The sequence below is a fragment of the Lactiplantibacillus xiangfangensis genome, from assembly GCF_001438845.1.
GTDB classification, from domain to species: Bacteria; Bacillota; Bacilli; order Lactobacillales; family Lactobacillaceae; genus Lactiplantibacillus; species Lactiplantibacillus xiangfangensis.
The window spans coordinates 44,002-65,741 of record NZ_JQCL01000051.1 but is presented as its reverse complement, the minus strand read 5'-3'; the positions used below and the strand labels follow the sequence as shown (position 1 = coordinate 65,741).

Sequence of the window (21,740 nt, the reverse complement as noted above, 5' to 3'; positions counted from 1 at the left end):
AGCCAATAAAAGGTGCCGGCAAAATTTTTACCGGCACCTTTTTCATTTCACTATTTTTTATTCTGACCGCAAAGCCGTTGCAGCATCCTTCTTCGCTGCCATCCGTGCTGGAATATGGCCACCAAGTACCGTCAAAACGGTACTAATGATGATCAAAATAACCCCATGCATTGGATTCAAATGGGCCACGTTATTCAACCCCGTGACATTGCTCAAAACGGCGTTGACTGGGAACGTCAATAACCACGCAATCACCACGCCTAAGACCCCAGAAGCCACACCTAGAATCGTTGTTTCCGCATCGAAGACTCGGGTGATATCCTTCTTACGCGCCCCTAAGGCTTTCAAAATTCCGATTTCCTTGGTCCGTTCCAAGACCGACGTATAGGTAATAATCGCAATCATGATCATACTTGTGACCAACGAAATTCCCGCAAAGGCAATCAAGACATAAGTAATCGCGTCCATCAAACCACCGGTTAAACTAGAAACGGTGCCGGCTAAGTCAGTATAGACGATTTTATCCGCCTTGGACTTACCCTTGTTATATTTATCCAAGTAACTCAAAACTTTATCCTTATTCTTGAAACTGTTCGGATAAATCAAGATACTAGCGGGCGTGCTTGACCCACCGAGGGTACTGAGTAACGTTTGCCGCGCATCCGAATCAACCTTCGCACCAGTCATCACGTTCGTATCACTGTCTTTTTGGGCCTTTACAATGTCCGAATTCTGATTAGTCTTGATGATGTTTTGCGTTAGCTTATCACTGTACGCGATCCCAGAAGCAAGCACGTTGTCAGAATCCTTGGTCTTTGCTCGCAGAACCCCAACAACTTTAATTGTTTGGTTATTAGATTTATTGTACAACGCATCCGTCACCTTGTTTGGCAAATAGTTTCCTGTTGGTAACTTTTGATAGTAGTCATTATTAGTCACTAATTTCAAAGTGGTGCCCACGATTTGACTAAACTTAAATTGATCACCACTCTTAGCCGAATACCCTAAGTTTTTCAGCGCATTAACGTTGACCGTGTTGTCACGGTTAGCAATCAAGACAACCTCATTTTCTGAAGTGGGGTATTGTCCGGAAACGACCCGGTAATGTTTCTTCAGAAAACTAGCATTGCCACTCGTCGGATAAACCGACGTCGCCACGCCGGACATACTGCTCATAGCAGATGACATCGACGTTGCCGTCGAATTCTTTCCATTTTTGTTCGAGAACGTTACCGACTTGGTCTTACCGTCGACTTGCCGTAACAAGTTCATCCCCGTGCTATAGGTGTAAGTCACGTTATGACTCAAACTAGGCGACATATTCTTGATGTACGTTAAGTACTTGGACGTTAAATTATTCGTATGCGTGGCTTTATCCGCTTGACTGACCCGTGCCGTGATCGACTGTTCTGAAGACTTAGCCGTTTTAATCTTATTAGATTGCTTTTGCTGCTGTTGTGCCGTCTGTGAAATCGTAACTGGCATTTGCGCTAGCGTATTCGTTTGCGTCTTATTCACTTGGGTTTGAAATCCCGTGGATAGCGATAAAACGACGGCAATCCCAATAATCCCGATACTGGAAGCAAACGCCGTCAGTGCCGTCCGCCCCTTTTTCGTCTTGATGTTGGTAAAGGATAGCTTTAAGGCGGTCCAATAAGTCATCTTTGTCTTTTGTAACGCAAACGTTTCGTCGGCCGCTTCTTCATCATAAGGGTTCGAATCATGCTGAATCTTACCATCCGCAAATTCAATGATCCGGTTGGCATATTCGCGGGCTAGATCGGGATTATGGGTCACCATGATTACTAACCGTTCAGCAGAGAGTTCCTTGATTAAGTCCATGATCTGAACACTGGTTTCAGTATCCAAGGCACCGGTGGGTTCGTCACACAATAGGATCTCGGGATCATTTGCAATCGCCCGGGCAATCGCCACCCGTTGCATTTGACCACCAGATAGCTGGTTGGGCTTTTTGTTCATATGTGGTCCCAAGCCGACCCGTTCGAGGGCCTTCACCGCTTTGGCCTTCTTATCGGCATTGTCAACGCCACTTAGGGTCATCCCCATCTCAACGTTATCTAAAATACTCAGATGGCCGATAATATTGTAACTTTGAAAAATAAACCCAACAGAATTATTCCGGTAAGCATCCCAATCACTCGCCTTAAAATCCTTCGTCGACTTACCCTTGATGATCAAGTCACCAGAATCGTAAACATCCAAGCCCCCGATTCCGTTTAGCATCGTCGTCTTCCCAGACCCACTCGGCCCTAAAATTGCGACGAATTCACGCTTACGAAAGGCCACGGAAACGTCATCCAACGCCTTCGTGACCGAATCACCAACGTGATAATATTTTTTGATATGTTTAAGTTCCAACATTTAAGTTAATCCCTTCCCTATTAATCCTTATCTTCTATTAAGTCATCATTAATACAACCCTATACCTCAAAGAATAACCGAATTTAATCACAGTGACAATCAATAACATACTGTGATTGATAGATACGTTTAAATACTTGATTTGACCATTGTCCCATACTTACTATAAATTTACTCATTCTTTACCCCGTCACAACCACCATTTCTCCTATTTACCGTATGCTGAAATTAACTCATGAAAGAAAGTAGGAACTTCTTTGGCATTTCGATCAAATGACGGTCTCACTTGGCATCAACGTAAGGCCAACCTCAAGCGGTGGTACCGGGTTTACCTCGGTAGTCACGATTTTGCAATCATAACGACCCTCCTACTCGCCGTCAACATCGGCGTGTACCTGCTTGAAACTTTTTCGCAAATTCAATATGGAAACATTTTCAGCATTAATCCCCTGGTACTTATCAACTACGGGGCATCGTACGTTCCGCTCATTAACGCGGGTGATTATTGGCGACTTTGGACCCCCATGTTTGTCCATGTCAGCCCGATTCACTTGGCCTTAAACATGGTCACGCTCTACTTAGTCGGACCAGTGGTTGAGCAAAAAATCGGTTCAATTAGAATGGGCTGCGTTTATCTGCTCAGTGGCCTAGCTGGGAACTTTACCAGCTTCCTATTTTCACAAAATACGGTAAGTGCGGGAGCTTCCACAAGTCTTTTTGGGCTAATCGTATACGCTGCTTTAATTACGCCAAGCGCCCGTCAGCGATTGGCTTCGATACTAGTCGTCAACTTAGCCTTTAACCTGATCGATCCAAGCGTTAATATTTATGGTCACCTCGGTGGGCTAATCGGTGGCATCCTGTTGGCCGCCCTCTTCTTCGATATCGATGAAATCGACTTTGTGCGGGTTCCATCGTGGCTACGCACAACCTTTGCCGTTGGTTTGACGCTAGTCCTTTTTACCTGGACCATCTTCAATGACTATTTGCCTTAATGAGCCTAATAAGTGGGCTAAACAAAACTGAACGGCAAGTCTCCGGTAAAACACCGGAAATTTGCCGTTCAGAAAGTCACATCTTCAACGGTTGTCAAAACCCACAAGGTCGTTACTGAATAGATTTTATCACTAGTTTGAATTGCAAAGCAGCTAATATTGTTGTGATATTGGTCTAAAGAACAAAGAAGGCTAAAGTTACTTCTGTGGGTACCACTATTTTTCTTTGTTCCTTTATTTTTTAGTTTCTGCATTCGTAAAATGTCATTCATTTTACCCATCTCCTTTCTAAAATAAACCTGGTTAAATGGTGCGATGATTTCGTCATATTTTTTTAATGTTTTTAGATCTTTCTGCGTTGAAAGAGCAATTGCCCAAGTACTAGGAATAGACAGCTCCAAACAAATATTCCAATACCCATCTGTGATAACAGAAGATGGGTATCATGAATATGTTCTGGATAAGCAAATTGTTGCTGGAAATTTAACATGTTAAATGGATTCCATCGCATTATTGGGATTATGCTTGGAAATGAGGATAATAACATGTTGGACAATCCCTCTCCGGCAAATGCGACACCTATCCCCACAGAAACCGCCACAGCACTGTTAGAACTAATACAAGCAATCAATGTTACCATGCCAATGAAAAGGTAACTAAGAAAGAAGTCTAACGCCCCGTTCAGAATTAGATTAACGATAACTGTACTACCATAGTGATAATGTGAGAATAAATCTAGTCCCGGATATAAAAGTAATTTGATTAGTACAGCGGCCAGGAAGATTATAATATGTCCGATAAAATTATAGCAGCTTATTGCCAATAATTTGATATAGTATACCCGCCACCGGCTATCTGCTTGAATGACTAAATGCTTGATCGTACCAAATTGAAATTCTGAGGTGATAGATGAGGCATTAATTGCAATTAAAACGATAATGAACCATTGGAAGCCACCGTAAGCAGAAGAAAAATAATACTTACTATCAGAACTGCCGACATTTAGTGTTGTCAGTCCAGTCAAAACCATCATGCCTACAGCAATGATCAATGAAATCCATGTACTCTTTTTAAATCTTAACTTCAAAAATTCTTGATACATCAATGGTTTCATAGGTTCGACCCTTCCTTGTCGCTTTTATGCTGCATCAGTTCTAACATTGTGTTTTCTAAGTCATCTTGACTATCATTGACCGATAGAATTTGAATATCATTGTTAATGATTGCCTGTAAATATTCATTCAATTTTTCTGATTTGTCCGAATCAATAATTAAACTTTTCAGACCGTCATCAGGAAATAACACATTGAGTGTTTTAAGCGCCTTGTCATTGTCATTAGTATTAATAATGACTTGCTTATTAACCTTTTTTTTCAATTCACTTGGCGTTGTTTCTATACTGATTTTCCCATCATTTACAATGATGATGCCCGTAATTATTTTTTGCAATTCGCTCAACACATGACTAGAAATCAAAAAGGTAGTTCCTTCTCGATTCTTTTGTTGAATTAACATTCGTAGTTCTCTAGCCGATTTAGGATCCAGCCCATTCATGGGTTCATCTAAAATAACAAGCTTTGGACAGTTGACCAAAGCTATAGCTATTCCTAGCTTCTGTTTCATGCCTAATGAATATAGTTTTGTTTTTAGCTTGATATAATTCGTCATTTTCAATTGTTGAACTATCGTACTGATCTTTTTTTTATCACTAGAATACAAACTGAGGTGCTGCAATCCCGTTAGATATGGATATAACGATGGATTTTCTATGAGTGCACCAACTTGATCTCTAACTACACTGTGTTTTTTGCTTGTTACGAGTTGATTGTCAATTTTGACGGTTCCTTTATCGTATTTCAAAAGTCCAAGCATTACTTTCATGATTGTTGTTTTCCCGGATCCATTTGGACCAACAATCCCCCATATTCCTCCAGCATTTAAATCAAACGAAATATCATCCAAAATTTTCCCACCATGCTTGCGTAGTGAGACATTTTGTAATTCAGCAATTTTTTCCATTTTTATACCTCATTTATAAATGCGCATGCACAGTATAGTCCTGATAGCGACAATTCTAATGCTCGATCTGCCAGGTTTAATTAAGCGCAAAGCCAACTAAGTTCATTGCGATAGTGAATACCGTTACAATAAATACCCCAGCTGCTGAACGAAATTTCAAAGTGTATCGAGCTATTAAACACTTTGAAAATCCTATTCGACAAGCATTAGCCACAACGCTCAAGGGTAACCAGCGCCAAATTAGTATTAACTGGAAGTGGGAGTATTTTAAAAATGAAGCAAAAGAACAGCTTTCAAGTGAAGTTGGCCAACAGATTTACGCACAACGTAAAATTGATGTTGAACCAATTTTTGCCAACTTGAAAACTCATTTGTCGTTCAACCGTTTCTCAGTAAGCGGGTTAACGGACACTTGTAATGAAGTTGGTATCGCATTAATGGCAAATAACATGGCAAAATTATCCATGTTATTCGCAGACCCAGAGGGGTAACGAAAAAATGAGTTATGTCCCGGACTCATCTGTTTATATTATTTTATGCTAACTAGATAACCATGCTTTAATTCTAGATAATAACCGGCTATTGAGTTCAAACTTAGTCTGATCTTTAAACGTAACGTATTTACCGTCAATTGATAATACATTCGATACATTAATCAGTAAGCTTCTATATACTCTGAACAAGTCACCACTGGACTCAGCCAGAGTTTTCAGGCTGGATCTAAACTCGGCTGTACCATATTTAGTATGCATAACAACTTTATGTGGATTAGTTGAAGATTCAAAAAAATTTATATCGTCAAATTTCACTTTGACTAGTCTTGAACCAACACTATACATGAATGTCTTTTCCTTTTTTGAACTATCAGTCTCTAGTAATACATTTTCTAGGTCTTGTGATAGGATTTTTTTAACTCTATCCATCCCATCTTCTTTACTAATAAAGTCTAATGGGGACACTCTATACCGAAAGCTGACTATGGACATCTCTTCATGAGTTGAAATAAAAATTATTTTAACATTATCGCCGTGTCTACTGGCCATCTGTGCTAGTTCTATTCCTTTTTTTGATGAACCCGCAAATTCAATATCCAAAATATAAACAAACGACATTTCACCATCACTTTGTTCGATATAACTCCCCATTTCGTATGGGTCTCGCGTGGCTAGAGACAAACGTATTTGACTGCCAGGGTGTTCTAATATAAATTTATTTACTATAAGTTTATAAAAACTGATAATTTCTCTGTTGTCCTCGCAAATAGCTATGTTCAACATCTTTATTTTTCCTCCGTGACTGACAAGAAAGCAGTAAACTTACTGTTTTGGCATTTTGTTTCCAAAAAAATGTTGTTATACCTTTGACTTATCTTTTTAATACTTGCCAATCCTAAACCGTGTCCAGCACCCTTTGTCGTATAGCTAGAATCATAGATACGATTCATGTCAGGGGTTTGATCAGACAAAACATCGTTCTCAATAATGAAATCAGTTGAAGAATGATCATTTAATATAGAGACTGTAATTTTAGACTTTCCTAGTGATGAACTAGCCTCCAACGCATTGTTCAAAAGGATTCCTAAACATCTGGTGATTGGAACGCTTAAATCGGAAGCCTCTAACTGATGTTCCACTTCCACTTTCATTGAAACACCATTTTTTTCGGATCTTATATAATAACGATATATCATGCCTCGAACCAACGCGTCCTTAATCTTAAATATTTGCTCAGGTGTTGTGGTGTGCGTATCAGTTGTTAATTCCTTATCTTCAAGTAACGCGTTAATACTCTGATTCAATTGGCCAGCATTTTCTTTTTGTGACATAACTGATAGAGATGCCAACATATTTTTATAATCGTGCTTAAATATTCTTAGTTGTTCATACTTTTTTTCCAACTCTTCAACATAGACCTGAGTTTCTCGAAGCTGTTTTATTTCATCGTCAGCTTTTTGTTTTTTCAAAAAAGCCGCTGCGTATAAAGCAAATCCAATAAAGTTAAATACACAAAACAATGCAATAATTACTAGTGTCACAGCCAGCATTTTAGTTTGAGCATTCAAAATTCTAGCCGTTAGTACAACTCCAAAAATTCCCAAAAGCAGAAGCCCCAAGCTCATAAGAATAAAAGTTGTGAGTGTGACCCCACTTAATCCTATCTTATTCATAAATCGAACATAAGCACGTCGGCTTGTTTTGAGAAGACCGATTGCTAGGACCCATTGAAGTACTACACAAGCAAAAGCAAACTCCACTCCTCCAATTGGTATCCCTAGAGATAGAACAACTAATGCTGTTAACTCAGTAGAAATTACAACATCTATACCAAGCATTAATAAAATTACTAACTTGTTTTTTATAGGTAGTGAAGGTGAAAACTTTATCAGGCCACAAAAAATTGGCACAAGTAAAATATCACTTGCACCATTAAATGCGTCATCTAATAAACTTAGAACAATGACGGAAAGTCCTAAAACAATCCAGTTCTGTATGTTTTTAAACATATTTGGAACAACCATGTTCAATAAGACAAATATTAAAGCGATAGTGAACGCATCAACAAATTGCCCGATACCTAATGTTAACTGAATCATAATAAAGCTCCCATAATATTAACCGCGACCCCAATGCCATGACCATAAAATTGTAAATGAAGTTATTGAAGCTCACACTCTTTTTGTATGTTAATTAATTCCGTAGTTAATATAACATAATTATCAGCAAATTTTATCCAACAGTCATAAAAAGAGCATTTTCAGTCTTATAGTGATAAAATTATATAATTGATATAGAAAATTTACATAAAAAAGTGAGGCTTTGTTAAATGTTTTTAGGGTCTATTATTGCTGAAAAGAGAAAAATCAAAGGCTTGAATCAAACTGAATTAGCAAAGGACATCTGTACACAAAACACCATAAGTAAAATTGAAAAACATAATATTGCCCCTTCAGTCCCAATATTATTCAAGATTTGTAAAAGATTAGATATAACACTTAATGATACATTTTCTGATTTTGTTACCGATACGGATGCTGACGAACATATACTGTTAAAAAGTATTGAAACCGACTTAATTTTGGACGGTCATTCAAAATATGAGGATATGATTTCCACAATAAATGATAATAAGCTTTCACATTTTCATCAACAAAAACTATACATCATTGAAGCTCTTTTGAACTACTCTCACGAGGCTTATTCTGACGCATCCTTCTTCATTGATAAGATCATCGTAAACAGTCATGGAGATATGTACGATATCCATGCACTTTTGGCCTTTACCCTTAAAGGCTTGATAAATAGACAGCAAGGATCAGCAGAACGGGAAGCCTACTTCATGAAAATTGTAGAAGACGCTGTTCAAGAAAATTGGGAGATTCCAAGAGCTGAAACCTTTGAACTCAGCTATATTTGTGCTCAAATTGCTAACTTTCACGCATCGCAAGATAATGATGAAAAAGTCGTATTGTATTGTCAAAGGGGATTGAAATTGAATCAACAATACCGAACAATTTTTTTCGTTTCTGACTACTATTCCATGCTTAGTAATATTTATTTAAAGAACTCTGAAACTAAGAAGGTTGGAGATTCATATAGACAGATTTCATCGGTTTTATCGGCGTTCACTTCCGAAGAATTTGACTAATTGAAACTCAACATACAAATTAAAAAAGATAAATAGCCTAATACATTATCCTAAATGGTCCAATAGGAGAAATGTTAACAGGTCATTTATCTTTTTTACTACTTGCAACCTAGAAACCACATACAATTGTATTTACCTTCCAGATTGGTGAGCGGATTAGAACTTCATTTGATGCTGTTTGTTTTTAATTACTTTGTAGTTTGTGATTCCATAATGTTTGTTAACCGTTAAGCGTACAACTGCCCCTTTTTTAAACGGTCCCGGATCAACATTATCTGTCTTTAATGTAAGCACCTTTTTTTGCCCTTGATCATTTTTTGCCACGCTACGGTATATATACGCCTTAACTGGAATATTGACTGGAACTTCCACAGTATATGTTCCTATACTGTGTCCAATGGTCATATAGTAATAATCTCCTCCATACCTATACCTTTGCCACGCAAGTGTCCCGATAATTTCAATAATTAATATACCGAGTAACAATATGCCTATGTGATCAATAAACCTTTTTTTTAACATTTATTTCTCCTTAGTGACTGTGCCAGAAAGCCAAAGTGTTCAGCTGCCTTTATAAATCCTAATGCAGCAGCGCCACAATCTGTTTCATCTAATTGTGAAACATACTTAAAACTAGTCATAATGTGCCTTTCCCCAATTCTTCATATTGACAATATAAAGAATTATACTATTTTGTTGCTGAAAAATATAGATATTTTTAATTAATTTTATTTTTATATTTCACTTTTGAAATTTTGTGTATAATTATTTTTCTGAGATATTTGAATGTTCTAATTAATCAATTGGGGAGATGTTATTATGTCTCGATTTATTCACAAAAATAGCCTGAAATCTCTTATCACTAAAGATAACAAGATTTCAGGCTGTTTTTGTGAATAAATCGGGATAATAATAAAAACACCTCACCAATTTATTTGATGAGGCAATCATATCTTATTTAGTTGTCACTTGGAAGACGGTCAGTTATTAGGTGTTTACGTTTATAAAATTAAGTTAGAAATTTAAAAAACCATTTATGATAGACTTATTTATTTTCTAAAAGATTTTCCTATACGACACGTTTATTACCGAGCACCAATCGTCTGACACCAGGCAAAATAAGGCGTGCCACTCGTCATGGCCTCGAAGACTGGTTCAGTCAACTGCGTCAAGTCATGCCCAGCTAAGTTCAGTGGATCAACTAGGGTTAAATGGTAATCCTGTGCCCACGCTACTAGTGCGGGTAACCCGTTTAACGCCGTGTTGAGCAACTGATACGTCGCACTCGGCGTCACTAAATCAATCATCAGTGTATACCGCGATTTAATTCGGCGGGCAGGCCCGATTTCATGAACCTTGGAGCGCATTAGACCGACCTTGACCGTCGTGATAACACTGGCTAAGGGGGCTAACGTCTGGAAGACATGCCCGTACTCATCAGCGAGGCTCACCCGATTAGTCGTCATGGTCACCCGACCGTGCGCGGCCGCCCCTTCACTTAAAGCCTTCAAAATAAACGGCGTCTGCTTACGTGCCGTGGAATATTTCTGACCATTAATCACCAAGGTCATGTACGCTGGCCGCTGACTAATATGCGTTGCAATGTTAGTGACCGTCACGGGCACTAATTTAGGCATGCGCCCACCTCCCGAAAACTAATCTTGCGACGCATGGCCATCTAAATCACCCTTCGTCTGATCATGCGTCGGCCGGTAGAAATTACGCCCATCCATCGCAAAGATTCGTTCCGTATAAGTCCCGGGTTCGGCATGGCCGATTGAAGTCTGCATCATTTGAATTGACGCATCCAGTTCATCCAAATCATGTAAGATTTCCGCCTCCATAATGTGGGGACGTACTGGTGACCCATATTCCAGCAACCCATGATGGGCCAAAATCATGTGCCGTAAAATCAACACCGACTCAGACTGTTCATCAATTTTTAATTGCTGGCAAGCTTCAACGATCTGTTCGTCGATCAAGACAATGTGCCCGACTAAATTTCCCGCCAACGTGTAAGTCGTTGAAACGGGCCCGGACATTTCAATGGTCTTTCCCATATCATGCAAAATGGCCCCAGCGTAGAGTAACGGTCGGTTAACGTGGGGATATTCATCCGCCACGGATTTGGCCAGCTTTAAAATTGATAACGTATGGTACGCTAAGCCACCCGCAAACGCGTGGTGGTTTTTCTTAGCCGCGGGATAACTAAAGAAGTCCGCGTGAAACTTGGTCAAGAGGTGGCGCACGATGCGATTCCAATTAGGTTCCGTGATGGCGAACACGAATTGGTTGACTTCGTCTTCCATCGTCTGCGTATTCAGTGGTGCGTGTTCCACAAATTGCTGGACTTCTTGCGGCTCACCCGCATGCGTTAACCGCATTTGTTGGATCTTGATTTGGGGATTACCTTGATAGGTTTCCCGTTTACCTTTCAAATGGATGATTCGGCCAGCTTGGAAGTTCTCAACGTCCTGGTCACTCGCATCCCAAAATTTTCCAGAAATTTCACCGGAAATATCCTGAAAATTAATGGCCAGAAATTTTTTGCCATTCTTAGCAATTCGAACTTCAGAATCTTTTAACAAAAAGAAGCCCTCAACCGGTTCATCCAACTGATAATCAAATAATTTTTTTGCCATATTAAGTCCCCCGTTCAGGTTAAGTTAATTCAAGAACAGCATCCGTCGCTAACTGGGTCTTCGCGGCCGTCTCATTAGTGAAATAAATCAACTGATGTTGTTGCCCAACCGTTCTTAGCAAGTCCCACGCAGCCGTCCGTCGCTGGTCATCAAAGTTGACCAGCCCATCATCAATCATCAACGGTAGCCGGGCCTGCTCACCTAAATGGACAATCAGTGCTAAGCGCAACGCCAAGTATAGCTGTTCCTTAGTCGCAGTTGACAAGAATGCAACTTCAAAGCGGGTTCCCGCGGCGGTCGTGACCACCAATTGATTACCGTCTAAATTAATTTTATTATACCGCTTACCAGTCAAACGCGCGAAGTTCGTCGTTGCTAACGCTAATACTGCGGGTAACTGCTGATTAGTCAACGTTTGCAGTGCTTGTTCGATCCAGTTTGCGCCTAACTGCCGCGTCACCCATTGGCGGGCTAACACGCTGATTTCAGTCTGCAAGTTGGCCTGTTGTTGCCGTAGCGTGGCGTAACGACCGTCCTCCGTTAACCTTTTTAGCTTGGTCTGTGCGGTAACTAAGGCGCTGGTTTGCTGCGTCAATTGGGCTTGTGTCGTCCCTAATTGCTGGCGAACAGCCCCAATCTTAGTCTGTAACGCGGTCACGTCTGCATAAGCCCGTAGCGCCGTCTGTTCTGACTGTGGCAACTGCTGCTCTAATTGTGCAATCGTGGCCGTTGTCGCCGTCTGAACTGCCTGATTCTCAATTGCCGCGGCTAAATCGTCCGCGTTCGCCAACCCATTTTCTTCCGCCAGCTGTTGAAGCCGATTGGCGACTTCCCGTACCCGTTCCGTCAGTTGTTGGACTTGCCGTTGAGTGAACGCAAAGTCCGGTCCAGCCATACTTTGTTTCTGTAATAGTTGGTGCACTTGCTCATAAAATTGCTGCACACGCTTAACGCTTAACGGTAACTGATCAGGAGCCACTGGAATCCACCCCGCCGCAAACTGATAGTCCTGTAGTGATTGCCAAACGCGACTAGCCTGAGTGGCCGCGTGTTGCTCGGCAGACGTCACCGCCGCTTGGGCACGTTGCAGTTCAGCAATTTGATCTAATTGTTGCCGTGCTTCTTCTACGGACAGCTGCGATGATAACCCGGCAGCGGTCAACTGAGCGCCTAAATCCGGTTGTTCTGCGCTCACCGGAGCCGGTTTATTCATTTCGTCATAGCCAAACCAGCCCAACAGTCCAAAACCAGCTAATGCCAGCAACCACTTCAAAGCACCAAGCGGTAAAAAGACCCCGGCGACCACGCCAATACCACCCGCAACTAATCGCCAATCGAGTTGGCGTTGTTGCTGATGTTGCTGGCGTGAAACTGGTTGCCAGTTTGTCACCGTTTGTTTCAACGTTTTTAAGGCGTCCTTTTTTGTGGGTGATAAACAAGCCATTAGTTCCGGGTAAGCTTGTGATTGCGTTTCATAAGTTGTCTTAGCCTGGTCCACTTGCGCCGTCAAAGCCTGATACTGACCGAATGCTTGTTGCAGCGTTGGAAGCTGGCCTTCCAACGTTTCAAATTCTGTCTGATGCTTCACGTAAAAGCCGAGTAACCCTTGGGACTCTTCGTCGACCGGTTGCTCGCTCAACTGTTGCCGTGCCCCGGCCAAACTATGCTGTAAATCGGTTTGCTGCTGCAATAATTGCTGCGCCCGTTTAATTTCCGCCGGCGTCAGCACTTGGCCATCCTGAGAAATTTGTGCACGCAATTGCTGTAACTGCTGATACACCGGCCATTGATTGCGCAATTCCGCTAACCGTTGCTGTTGCGTGTTTAACTCGTTTAACGTCCGTTCACTTGCGGCTTGTTCCGTCTGCAAGCTTTGAATCTGGGCCTGTAGTTCCTGATAAGCCGGATAATTCTGCTTGGCCGCTTGAACCTGAATCTGAAGGTCGTGGTAGCGATGCAGGGCCTGGTTGAGTTCCGGCTTACGGCCACGGGGCTTATAGAGTTCATCCGCGTTATCCCGTAAGGACTGTGCGGTCGCCCGCCACGGCGCACTTCCAACTAAACCGACCTGTTGCAACTGTGTATTCAAGTCACTTGCCCGCAACGTTTTAATGGCCGTTAGCTCCGCCTGATTAAACGTAAATAATTGCTTATACTGTTCTTCGTCATAGGGCGTCAACCAATGCGCCAGTAGCGACAAGGGCTGGGGAGCTTGCGTGGCCAAATTAATTAAGGTAGCCGCTTGATCACCTAGCCGAGTCAACCGATAAGTCACATCGTCCACAACTAAATCCAACGACCCACCATACTGGCTAGTCGCTTGGGGTTCGTAGCGTTCAACGGGATAGCGGCGGGATGGGAATCCAAACAATATTCCTAAAATAAAGGCGCGTAAGGTTGATTTGCCCGACTCATTTTGCCCGTAAACCACTTGTAGCCCGTCAGCAAAGTCAAAGCTTTGCTGGTGAAACTTACCGAACCCAGCAATTTCAACGTGCTTAATCCACATCGTTCGTCCCCCCCGTCGTCACGTGATATTGATCCGTCAGCAACCGCATCACCTGCGCTTGCCATTGTGCTGGCGTCATCGTTTCTAATAATGCCGTATTTAAAAAGTCTTCATTTAATAAATTAGCCGCTAAATCAGCAATCGCATCCGCCGTCACAACCTGTTGTCCAGCGGACTCCCATGTTGCTTGGTTGACGCCAAAGGACGTGGCTTCAGCTGAATTGACCGCTTGCTCAATTTGAACGGGCCACCAATGTTCAGTTGCCCGTTCCCGCAATTGCGCCAAGAGGGCCCCCTGATTAAGTGCCAGCTGGGCGTTAGCGTCCAATTGGGCCGCAGTTGGTAACATCAGACTGACTAGTTGCAAGCCATCGTGACACTGCTGATTGAGTTGATCACTTAAAGCATTCAATAAGTTTGACCGGGTATAAGTTCCCGTTAAATCCGCAGTTATATCTGTCCAAATAATGTCCGTTAGCGGTTTGAAGGTCGATTGCAAGGTATGATCCGGTTGACTCGTAACGATTAAACAGCCCTTCGCGCCGGTCTCACCACGGTGACGGCCCTGAATATTACCCGCGTAAACGACGGGTGGCTGGGCATTTAATACTTGGCGTTGATGGATGTGACCTAACGCCCAATAATCATCGTGCTTGGCTAACAATTCCCCAACGCTAAACGGGGCGTAGTGGTCTCCCGCCTGGCCAACTTGTCCGTGGAGCGTCCCAATCTGATAATCAACCGCACTCGTCTTTAACGGGTATTGGCTGGTCAAATCAGTTTGAATCCAGCGTTGGCTGTAGCTAAAACCACTGATAGCAACCTTTTCCTGTGCATTGGTCGTCAGGGTGACCGTCGTCACTTGGGGGCCAAAGACGTGCACATTGCTTGGAAAGTGCCACGTCGTTAAGTCAGCCTGAAAATCATGGTTTCCAAATGACAAGAGCACCGGAATTTGAACCCGGTGAAGCCGTTCTAATTCGTTCATCAAGGCAGCCTGCGCTTGCACACTCTGCGCTTGTGAATCAAATAAGTCCCCCACGAGCAACACAAAGTCGACCTGTTCATCTAACGCTAGATCAACTAGGCGATGCAAAGCCGTCAAGGGGGCTTGGATCAAGCGCTGCTGCAGCGCATTCGGCAAGTCACTCAGCCCTAAAAAGGGTGTATCTAAATGTAAATCCGCAGCGTGTAAGAATTTCATTTTTTCCTCCATCAAAAAAAGTCTGGGGTAAAACTCAAAAACCGTTCAAAAATATTAAATATTTCTGAACGGTTTTTCTATTACTATGGTCGAAACGTGCAACAAAAGGCAGCTTGCTCCGCTTAACCCGAAATCAGCGACCATTCCAAACCCAGGAATAATCGCTGATTTCACGTTAATGCTCACAAGCTAACCGTCTTTTGTCCCACTCTCTACAAACTAGTCGTTGTAAAGTTCTTGAACCGGTTTCGTAATGATCTGATTCAAATCATTCATCAGCTGGTTTAAGTTGCGTTCTTTACCCATTAGGGCTTTGATTTCATCGACATTGCCAACTTTATCCGCAAGATCATGTGCCTTCTTAACTTCTTCATCGGAAAGTTCTTCGCCATTCATTTGCTTTTGTGAAAGTTGCATTTGAATTTCTTGAAAATCTTTGAAGAGGTCAAACGCACTCTGATTTGCTTTCATTGTTTCATAAGCAGTCTGCAATTCTTTGTATTCTTTGGTTTGACGTAAATCTTGTTCCAATTGGTTCGCAGTATCGTAAATATTAACGGCCATCGTTAGTTCCTCCTCGAAGTATGTGTCGTAATTATTTTAGCATTTTTGTTAATTTTTTAATAGCGTTAGCCTTAGTTTCCAATTAACTTTTTAGCCTGTGAGAACCAGCTCTTGGCAGTGTCTTTTACGGCCTTACCAACGTCACTAGCACCCTTTTCGACACTGTTCCAAACAGAACCATTACTATCAGAATCATTATTATTGTTATTTGCAGCTTCGTTTGCCAAAGTGGCGGCATCCTGCGTGTCAAAACTCGTGTTCTTAGTATTCGGCAAAATGTTTTGTAATTCATTTTTAAAGAGTGAGGACAGTTGATTTTCCGACAAACTCTTCAGATAGTGCGTACTGTTCGTACTATCAAACCCAATCCAAGTCGTCACCACGATATCCGGCGTATAAGCAATCATCCACTGATCTTTGGTACCCGAACCGGTACTATAATCGGCCTGCGTGCTCCCAGTCTTACCAGCAACTTTATACCCGTAAGGCTTCGCCGCAGCCCCGGTCCCACTATTGTAGGTTCCGAGCATCATACTGGTCATTTCCTTAGCAACGCTGCTAGACATGATCTTCTTGTCCTTAGTCTTCGTATTATCAACGATCACGTTGCCACTCGCATCCACGATTTTCGTAATAAAGTGCGCCGTGGTCTTCTTACCACCATTGGCAAAAGCAGTATAGGCACTCGTCATCTGCGCAGGTGACACCCCGGAAGTCAACCCACCGAGGGCTAACGCCAAGTTATCATCCGATTTAGTGACCGGCAACCCAAACTTCTTAACTGATTTATAGCCCTTATTGACGCCGACCTTATTTAACAACCACACGGCCGGAATATTCATACTTTGCGCTAGCGCCGTATACATTGGCACCGACGAAGAATAAACGTTGTCATAGTTTTTTGGCGCATACTTATTCGCGCCAAAAGTCTGCTTCTTGTTAGACAAGTTTGAATCGTAAGTATACCCGTTTTCCAGTGCGGGCGTATAGGTCGCAAGCGGCTTGATCGTTGATCCCGGTTGCCGCTTAATTTGGATGGCCCGGTTAAAGCCCCGAAAGACGTGCTTACCACGGCCACCAACAACAGCTAAAACGCCACCCGTTGACGGATCAACCGCAATTGAAGCCCCCTGGACCTTAGTCCCGTCATCCGCATTCGCTGGGAATAAGTTAGGATTTTTAAACGAGTTCTGCATCTGTGTCTGATCATCCTGATTAAGTGACGTATAAATCTTATAACCCCGGTTCATGATGTCAGATTCCGTCAGGTCATACTTGTTAATCGCTTCATCGATAACCGCATCAAAGTAGTACGGATAGTTATACCGACTTTCATAATGATAATTGTCATTCAACGTCATCGCTTTTTTGGTGTACATTTCGTATTCACTTTGCGACAACTTTTTGTTGGCAACCATATTATTTAAAACGACGTTTCGCCGGGCGGTCGACGCTTTCGGGTGGTTGATTGGATCATAACCACTCGGCGAACTCAGCATCCCGGCCAACGTTGCGGCCTGATCAACACTCAGCTCCGAGGCGTGCACCCCAAAGTACCGTTCGGAAGCATCCTCAGCGCCCCAAACACCGTGCCCAAAGTAAGCATTGTTCAAATACATCGCTAAAATCTGTTGCTTAGAATAAACGTTTTCCGTTTCAATCGATAAGAAGATTTCGCGTAGCTTACGAGAAAAGGTCTGCTGCTGGGTTAAGTAGGCATTTTTAACCAGTTGTTGCGTTAACGTACTCCCACCACCACTGATGTAGTCGCGACCAAGTAACTTATTGACCACGAGTAACATTGCCGCACGACCGATCCCCTTAATGGAAAAACCGTGTTCCTTGTAAAAGTTACGGTCTTCGGTTGAAATCACCGCGTTTTGCAAGTTCTTTGAAATACTACTCAAATGGACGTAAGTGCCCTTTTGCGAGTATAGGGTTCCTGCTTTCTTGCTGTCGCTATCATAGATTGTCGTGACCTTTTCAAGTTCGGCCTGTAAATGACTGATCTTAGACGTTTTGGCCTCAAAAGTTAAATAGGCGCTCCCGATCAAGATCACCGTTAAAATGAGCACGATCAGCCAGCGTGTTAATTGTCGCCGGTGCCATTGATAGCCAACCACGGCAGCTAATCGCTGCCAGTATGGTTGCAGCCAATGACCAATGACTTGCAAGCCATTTTTGACCGTGGCCCAAAAACCATTTTTTTGCATAATCTTCCCCTTGTTCAGCCAGTGCCGTTGTTGGTTAATCAACCAACACGCCCCGCCATTAACTGACGGTGCCGGCACCGCGTTACTTGTTAGCTTTGATAATTGTATCATAAATCCCCATTTACTAACTTCTGGGGATGAACCTTGAACAAATCTTCAAAAATATGTCGCTGACACAATCATTAACTAACGTATTTTAATCATAACAAGCCACTCACCGCGACAAAAAAAGCCCAAGACTGGGTCGCCTTGTGCTTTATTTACGACGGACACCCCGCCGATTGGCATTCAATTCATTTTGCTGCTGCTTGAATTTTTCAAAAGTGGCATCCCGTTTTTTTTGATTGGTTCGGGATGTCCGTTTTTTTGTATACTTCACTAAATGACATCTCACTCTCTATTAGTTGTCTAAGTAAAATAATACCGTGACCGCCTCAACTTTGCAAAAAAATCGTCGGCAAGCCGACGATTTACTTCTATAATTCATCTTCATTTGCCACGTGGCTAATTATCAACGCGTGTAATTCTTTGGCGATCTCAACACTCGGACTGACCACAAAAATCGTATCATGTCCGGCCAACGTGCCGCTAACCTCGGGCATTTTCAAATCATCGATAATTGCAGCTAACAAGTTCCCATTGCTAGGCAACGTATGGATGATATTCATAAATTCAACCCGGTCGACTCCCGTTACCACGTCGTGCAAGCTTTCAAACAGCCGATCCTGTTCATTCTTACCGCTCGCTTTAAAAATTGAATAGCGGGCTTGTCCGTGTTCGTCCGGCGTCTTGACGATTTGCATTTCACGGATGTCCCGCGAAATCGTCGCCTGCGTTGCAGCAATCCCCTCCGCCTTTAATTTGGCCATCAGTTCTTCCTGAGTCGCAATCGGATACTGGTTGATCAGTTGATCAATCGCTGCTTGGCGATCAGTCTTTTTCATGTGCGGGACCTCCCCTTCATAATTATGAATACATTATAACAAATATTCATGCGGCTAACTACGCTAGACACCGCAAAAAAAGCATAATTTCCCAGTTTGTCAGGAAGTTATGCTAATAAAAAAGATGAATAAAAATTGAGTTAATCTCGGTCAAACTGTTTTAAATAATCACCCAACAACCGCAGACCCCGTTTTAACGTCGTCGTATCCGTACAATAACCGAGACGGGCGTGTCCCGGAATCGCAAACCGTGATCCGGGCACAAGTAAGACCCCGGTATCGCGCAATAGATTCAAACAAAATTGTTCGTCCGTTAACGGCACGTCTAGCTTGATACACGATACTGAAATACCGTGTGGTGCAATCAAACTAACCCGGGACTGGGTTGCGACCCAATCCGTAAACAACTTCAGGTTGCGGCTAACAATCTGCCGATTGCGCGCCAGAATCTCCGCACGATGTTGCAAGATCAAGACCGCCAGTTGGTCATTAAAAACCCCACCGGAAATCATCGTATAGTCCCGGTACTTCCGAAATAGATCAGCAATCTTAGTATCAGACGTCGCCGTCCAACCAATCCGCAGACCCGGTGCCGAGTACGTCTTTGACAAACTGTTGATGGCAATGCCCCGGTCATACACGTCAGCAATCGACGTAAACGGCGTCCCATCCAAGGGTTCATAAACTTCGTCCGCTAAGACGTACGCCCCAACCGATTGTGCTACTGCTACGACTGCTTCTAACATTGCGCGGTCAAGGAGCCCGCCAGTCGGGTTCATCGCGTTATTTAGCAAAATCATCTTGGTATTTGGCCGAATCAACGCTTTTAATTCATCGATATCCGGCATCCAGTCATGGGATTCACGAATGTGCCAATAATCAACCGTCGCCCCTAATGACTTCGGAATATCGTATAACTGCTGATAAGTCGGGTATAGGGAAATAACGTGATCTCCGGGTTCAATCAAACTGTAAATTGCCAGTTGATTGGCCCCGGTCGCCCCGTTCGTTTGCAACACGTTTTCCGCTGGGACCCGTTCATATAACCCACTAACTAGCTGCTTAAACTCTGGCGAACCTTCAATCCAACCGTAATCTAACCGCATTTGGTTGAGTTGTTGATAAAACTGCTGACCGCCTTGTCCATCCAGCGCGGTCACTTCCGCCATGGTCAGTGCTGAAACCGAGCTTTGACTAATATCCGTCGTTGCTTCGCGCTCATGCTCGTTGAGCCAAGCTTCAACCCCAAATCCGGCAATTTGCATATGCTATCGTTCCTTCCATAAAAAAGTCCAATAGCTCAAGCATACCGATTGCTTTCCCAGACTGCAACTAAATTTTAGTCACAAAGGTCGCCAATAATTTTACACCGTATAAAATTATCACTGCGCCACAAACCCGGTTGATCCACAATAAGACCCGTGGTTGCATCAAGTGCTTGAACTTACTAATTAAACTGGTGAGCCCAATGAACCAGACAACCGAAGCAATCAAAACACCGATAATGAACCAATGGGCCAGTTCCATTGGAATTGAAACCCGAAAGGCCGCTAACAAGACGGACCCGTCAATAATCGCTTGCGGGTTCAACCAAGCTACTGAAAAGGCCGTGATGATTGCCGTCTTATACGAGAAATCCGCATTCATCGTTCCCATGGCTTCCTCCTTCGCGCGCAATAAGCCCCAGCCAATGTAAAAGACCAGTAAACTACCGACCAACAGCACGGCCATTTCTAACCACGGTGTGGCCTGTAGTAATTTACCAATACCGTAGAAACAGGCTAATGATAACGACGCGTCAAAAAAGATCACGATCAATGCCACCCGCAACGCCCGCTGTAAGGGCTGTTCAATCGCCGTTGAGACCACGAATAGATTCTGCATTCCGATTGGTGCGATGTAGACCACACCGAATAATAAACCTTGTAAGAAAACTTGCATTCCTTTTTACCTCCGTACCAACCAGTTAAGCTTTTAGAAATCCCCAATTGCTTAACTAGCTTTTAATTCAGAGATGATTATAATAGAGATAATTAATTTTGTAGCCAACCAATTCACCACTTTTCACCCAACCACTCAGGAGGGTGCAATCATTGACTAAAATATAGAAAAATGTAGAACTATGTAGAAAAAATACCAAGCTCCCCATAGAGAGTAAATATGGAGGTGGCGAGCTTGGTTACGATTAAATCTAGCGATAAGCCAGCACAGTTCATTTGCTGTAAAAAAGTGAAAATTCGTGTTGCGGCTTTCCCAACTAAGTCAGTCTTATTTATCCCAAAGCAGCCATTCTCGATGATCAAATCACTGACATCAATAGCGGCCTAAATTATAATGAGAAGTGAAAAGACAACACTAATTTGGGTGGTGATGATGCTGATGATCCGAACACAAAAAGTAAGACTTTATCCTAATCGTCATATGAGAAAGGTGCTCGGTAGACTTTGTGATTATCGCAGGTATTGCTGGAATGAGGGATTGGCTACTTGGAATGACATGTATGACTTATATACGATTGATTCCAGTAGTCCCCATCCCAGTACTTACTTGGTTCGGAATGAATTAGTTGCGAATAAGGCTGATTGGCAGTATGCGTTATCAGCACGTACTTTGCAGCTAGCGA

Annotated in this window: 20 protein-coding genes; 4 read left to right on the top strand and 16 right to left on the bottom strand. The window is 42.7% G+C overall.

Translation table 11 applies throughout. The features are described 5' to 3' along the window. Positions 1–57 precede the first annotated feature (57 nt). A complete protein-coding gene (locus tag IV64_RS04270) occupies positions 58–2,382 on the bottom strand; it encodes an ABC transporter ATP-binding protein/permease (protein ID WP_057705909.1) in 2,325 nt (774 codons plus the stop codon). Positions 2,383–2,639: 257 nt separating this feature from the next. On the opposite strand from IV64_RS04270, the gene IV64_RS04265 reads away from it, so the two are divergent. Then, on the top strand, positions 2,640–3,377 hold the full coding sequence (locus tag IV64_RS04265) for a rhomboid family intramembrane serine protease (RefSeq protein ID WP_057705908.1): 738 nt from the start codon (positions 2,640–2,642) through the stop codon (positions 3,375–3,377). Positions 3,378–3,720: 343 nt separating this feature from the next. On the opposite strand, the gene IV64_RS04255 is transcribed toward IV64_RS04265, so the two are convergent. Together IV64_RS04255 and IV64_RS04250 are read right to left on the bottom strand one after the other, a co-directional pair. After that, entirely contained in the window at positions 3,721–4,491 is a 771-nt protein-coding gene (locus IV64_RS04255; protein WP_057705906.1) for an ABC transporter permease, read from the bottom strand. Further along, complete coding sequence (locus IV64_RS04250) at positions 4,488–5,396, bottom strand: ABC transporter ATP-binding protein (RefSeq protein WP_057705905.1); 909 nt, start codon at positions 5,394–5,396, stop codon at positions 4,488–4,490. Before IV64_RS04250 ends, IV64_RS04255 begins: the two co-directional genes overlap by 4 nt. A 113-nt stretch (positions 5,397–5,509) precedes the next feature. On the opposite strand from IV64_RS04250, the gene IV64_RS04245 reads away from it, so the two are divergent. Continuing rightward, entirely contained in the window at positions 5,510–5,887 is a 378-nt protein-coding gene (locus IV64_RS04245) for a transposase (protein WP_162261252.1), read from the top strand. Between the two features lie 48 nt (positions 5,888–5,935). Here the strand turns inward: IV64_RS04245 and IV64_RS04240 are convergent, their stop codons facing one another. Both IV64_RS04240 and IV64_RS04235 read right to left on the bottom strand, forming a co-directional pair. Beyond that, positions 5,936–6,673: a LytR/AlgR family response regulator transcription factor gene (locus IV64_RS04240; RefSeq protein WP_057705903.1), complete on the bottom strand. Its 738-nt coding sequence runs from the start codon at positions 6,671–6,673 to the stop codon at positions 5,936–5,938. 2 nt (positions 6,674–6,675) lie between these two features. Then, entirely contained in the window at positions 6,676–7,989 is a 1,314-nt protein-coding gene (locus IV64_RS04235) for a sensor histidine kinase (RefSeq protein WP_057705902.1), read from the bottom strand. Positions 7,990–8,219: 230 nt separating this feature from the next. On the opposite strand from IV64_RS04235, the gene IV64_RS04230 reads away from it, so the two are divergent. Next, on the top strand, positions 8,220–9,041 hold the full coding sequence (locus tag IV64_RS04230; RefSeq protein ID WP_057705901.1) for a helix-turn-helix transcriptional regulator: 822 nt from the start codon (positions 8,220–8,222) through the stop codon (positions 9,039–9,041). A 156-nt stretch (positions 9,042–9,197) separates the two neighbouring features. Here the strand turns inward: IV64_RS04230 and IV64_RS04225 are convergent, their stop codons facing one another. The 11 genes from IV64_RS04225 to IV64_RS04180 form a co-directional block, all read right to left on the bottom strand. Further along, positions 9,198–9,563, bottom strand: a complete 366-nt coding sequence (locus tag IV64_RS04225; protein ID WP_057705900.1) for a YxeA family protein — start codon at positions 9,561–9,563, stop codon at positions 9,198–9,200. A 563-nt stretch (positions 9,564–10,126) separates the two neighbouring features. Then, on the bottom strand, positions 10,127–10,678 hold the full coding sequence (locus tag IV64_RS04220; RefSeq protein ID WP_057705899.1) for a hypothetical protein: 552 nt from the start codon (positions 10,676–10,678) through the stop codon (positions 10,127–10,129). Positions 10,679–10,696: 18 nt separating this feature from the next. Further along, positions 10,697–11,683, bottom strand: coding sequence for a 3'-5' exoribonuclease YhaM family protein (locus tag IV64_RS04215; protein ID WP_057705898.1), 987 nt, complete (start codon positions 11,681–11,683; stop codon positions 10,697–10,699). A gap of 19 nt (positions 11,684–11,702) precedes the next feature. Then, positions 11,703–14,192: an ATP-binding protein gene (locus IV64_RS04210; protein WP_057705897.1), complete on the bottom strand. Its 2,490-nt coding sequence runs from the start codon at positions 14,190–14,192 to the stop codon at positions 11,703–11,705. After that, positions 14,182–15,396 (bottom strand): metallophosphoesterase family protein, encoded by a 1,215-nt coding sequence (locus IV64_RS04205; RefSeq protein WP_057705896.1) that lies wholly within the window; start codon positions 15,394–15,396, stop codon positions 14,182–14,184. Before IV64_RS04205 ends, IV64_RS04210 begins: the two co-directional genes overlap by 11 nt. Before the next feature lie 219 nt (positions 15,397–15,615). Then, positions 15,616–15,960 (bottom strand): YlbF/YmcA family competence regulator, encoded by a 345-nt coding sequence (locus IV64_RS04200; protein WP_057705895.1) that lies wholly within the window; start codon positions 15,958–15,960, stop codon positions 15,616–15,618. Between the two features lie 71 nt (positions 15,961–16,031). Further along, a complete protein-coding gene (locus tag IV64_RS04195) occupies positions 16,032–18,173 on the bottom strand; it encodes a transglycosylase domain-containing protein (RefSeq protein WP_057705921.1) in 2,142 nt (713 codons plus the stop codon). A gap of 256 nt (positions 18,174–18,429) precedes the next feature. Beyond that, positions 18,430–18,552: a hypothetical protein gene (locus IV64_RS14735; RefSeq protein ID WP_157061032.1), complete on the bottom strand. Its 123-nt coding sequence runs from the start codon at positions 18,550–18,552 to the stop codon at positions 18,430–18,432. 97 nt (positions 18,553–18,649) lie between these two features. Next, the gene (gene argR, locus IV64_RS04190; protein WP_057705894.1) at positions 18,650–19,117 is read right to left on the bottom strand and encodes an arginine repressor; all 468 of its coding nucleotides are present in this window, start codon (positions 19,115–19,117) and stop codon (positions 18,650–18,652) included. A 140-nt stretch (positions 19,118–19,257) separates the two neighbouring features. Next, positions 19,258–20,382 carry an aminotransferase gene (locus IV64_RS04185; protein WP_057705893.1) on the bottom strand — a complete coding sequence of 375 codons (1,125 nt, stop codon included), beginning with the start codon at positions 20,380–20,382 and terminating at the stop codon, positions 19,258–19,260. A 67-nt stretch (positions 20,383–20,449) separates the two neighbouring features. Continuing rightward, positions 20,450–21,058: a LysE/ArgO family amino acid transporter gene (locus IV64_RS04180; protein WP_057705892.1), complete on the bottom strand. Its 609-nt coding sequence runs from the start codon at positions 21,056–21,058 to the stop codon at positions 20,450–20,452. 438 nt (positions 21,059–21,496) lie between these two features. On the opposite strand from IV64_RS04180, the gene IV64_RS14640 reads away from it, so the two are divergent. Continuing rightward, the coding region (locus IV64_RS14640) for a helix-turn-helix domain-containing protein (RefSeq protein ID WP_237757311.1) at positions 21,497–21,740 on the top strand (244 nt) is incomplete at its 3' end.

Bases quoted from the DNA above. Each gene is read 5' to 3' on its own strand.
- IV64_RS04270 (WP_057705909.1), bottom strand. From the start codon at position 2,382: ATGTTGGAACTTAAACATATCAAAAAATATTATCACGTTGGTGATTCG.
- IV64_RS04255 (WP_057705906.1), bottom strand. From the start codon at position 4,491: ATGAAACCATTGATGTATCAAGAATTTTTGAAGTTAAGATTTAAAAAG.
- IV64_RS04250 (WP_057705905.1), bottom strand. From the start codon at position 5,396: ATGGAAAAAATTGCTGAATTACAAAATGTCTCACTACGCAAGCATGGT.
- IV64_RS04240 (WP_057705903.1), bottom strand. From the start codon at position 6,673: ATGTTGAACATAGCTATTTGCGAGGACAACAGAGAAATTATCAGTTTT.
- IV64_RS04235 (WP_057705902.1), bottom strand. From the start codon at position 7,989: ATGATTCAGTTAACATTAGGTATCGGGCAATTTGTTGATGCGTTCACT.
- IV64_RS04230 (WP_057705901.1), top strand. From the start codon at position 8,220: ATGTTTTTAGGGTCTATTATTGCTGAAAAGAGAAAAATCAAAGGCTTG.
- IV64_RS04225 (WP_057705900.1), bottom strand. From the start codon at position 9,563: ATGTTAAAAAAAAGGTTTATTGATCACATAGGCATATTGTTACTCGGT.
- IV64_RS04220 (WP_057705899.1), bottom strand. From the start codon at position 10,678: ATGCCTAAATTAGTGCCCGTGACGGTCACTAACATTGCAACGCATATT.
- IV64_RS04215 (WP_057705898.1), bottom strand. From the start codon at position 11,683: ATGGCAAAAAAATTATTTGATTATCAGTTGGATGAACCGGTTGAGGGC.
- IV64_RS04210 (WP_057705897.1), bottom strand. From the start codon at position 14,192: ATGTGGATTAAGCACGTTGAAATTGCTGGGTTCGGTAAGTTTCACCAG.
- IV64_RS04205 (WP_057705896.1), bottom strand. From the start codon at position 15,396: ATGAAATTCTTACACGCTGCGGATTTACATTTAGATACACCCTTTTTA.
- IV64_RS04200 (WP_057705895.1), bottom strand. From the start codon at position 15,960: ATGGCCGTTAATATTTACGATACTGCGAACCAATTGGAACAAGATTTA.
- IV64_RS04195 (WP_057705921.1), bottom strand. From the start codon at position 18,173: ATGCAAAAAAATGGTTTTTGGGCCACGGTCAAAAATGGCTTGCAAGTC.
- argR (WP_057705894.1), bottom strand. From the start codon at position 19,117: ATGAAAAAGACTGATCGCCAAGCAGCGATTGATCAACTGATCAACCAG.
- IV64_RS04185 (WP_057705893.1), bottom strand. From the start codon at position 20,382: ATGCAAATTGCCGGATTTGGGGTTGAAGCTTGGCTCAACGAGCATGAG.
- IV64_RS04180 (WP_057705892.1), bottom strand. From the start codon at position 21,058: ATGCAAGTTTTCTTACAAGGTTTATTATTCGGTGTGGTCTACATCGCA.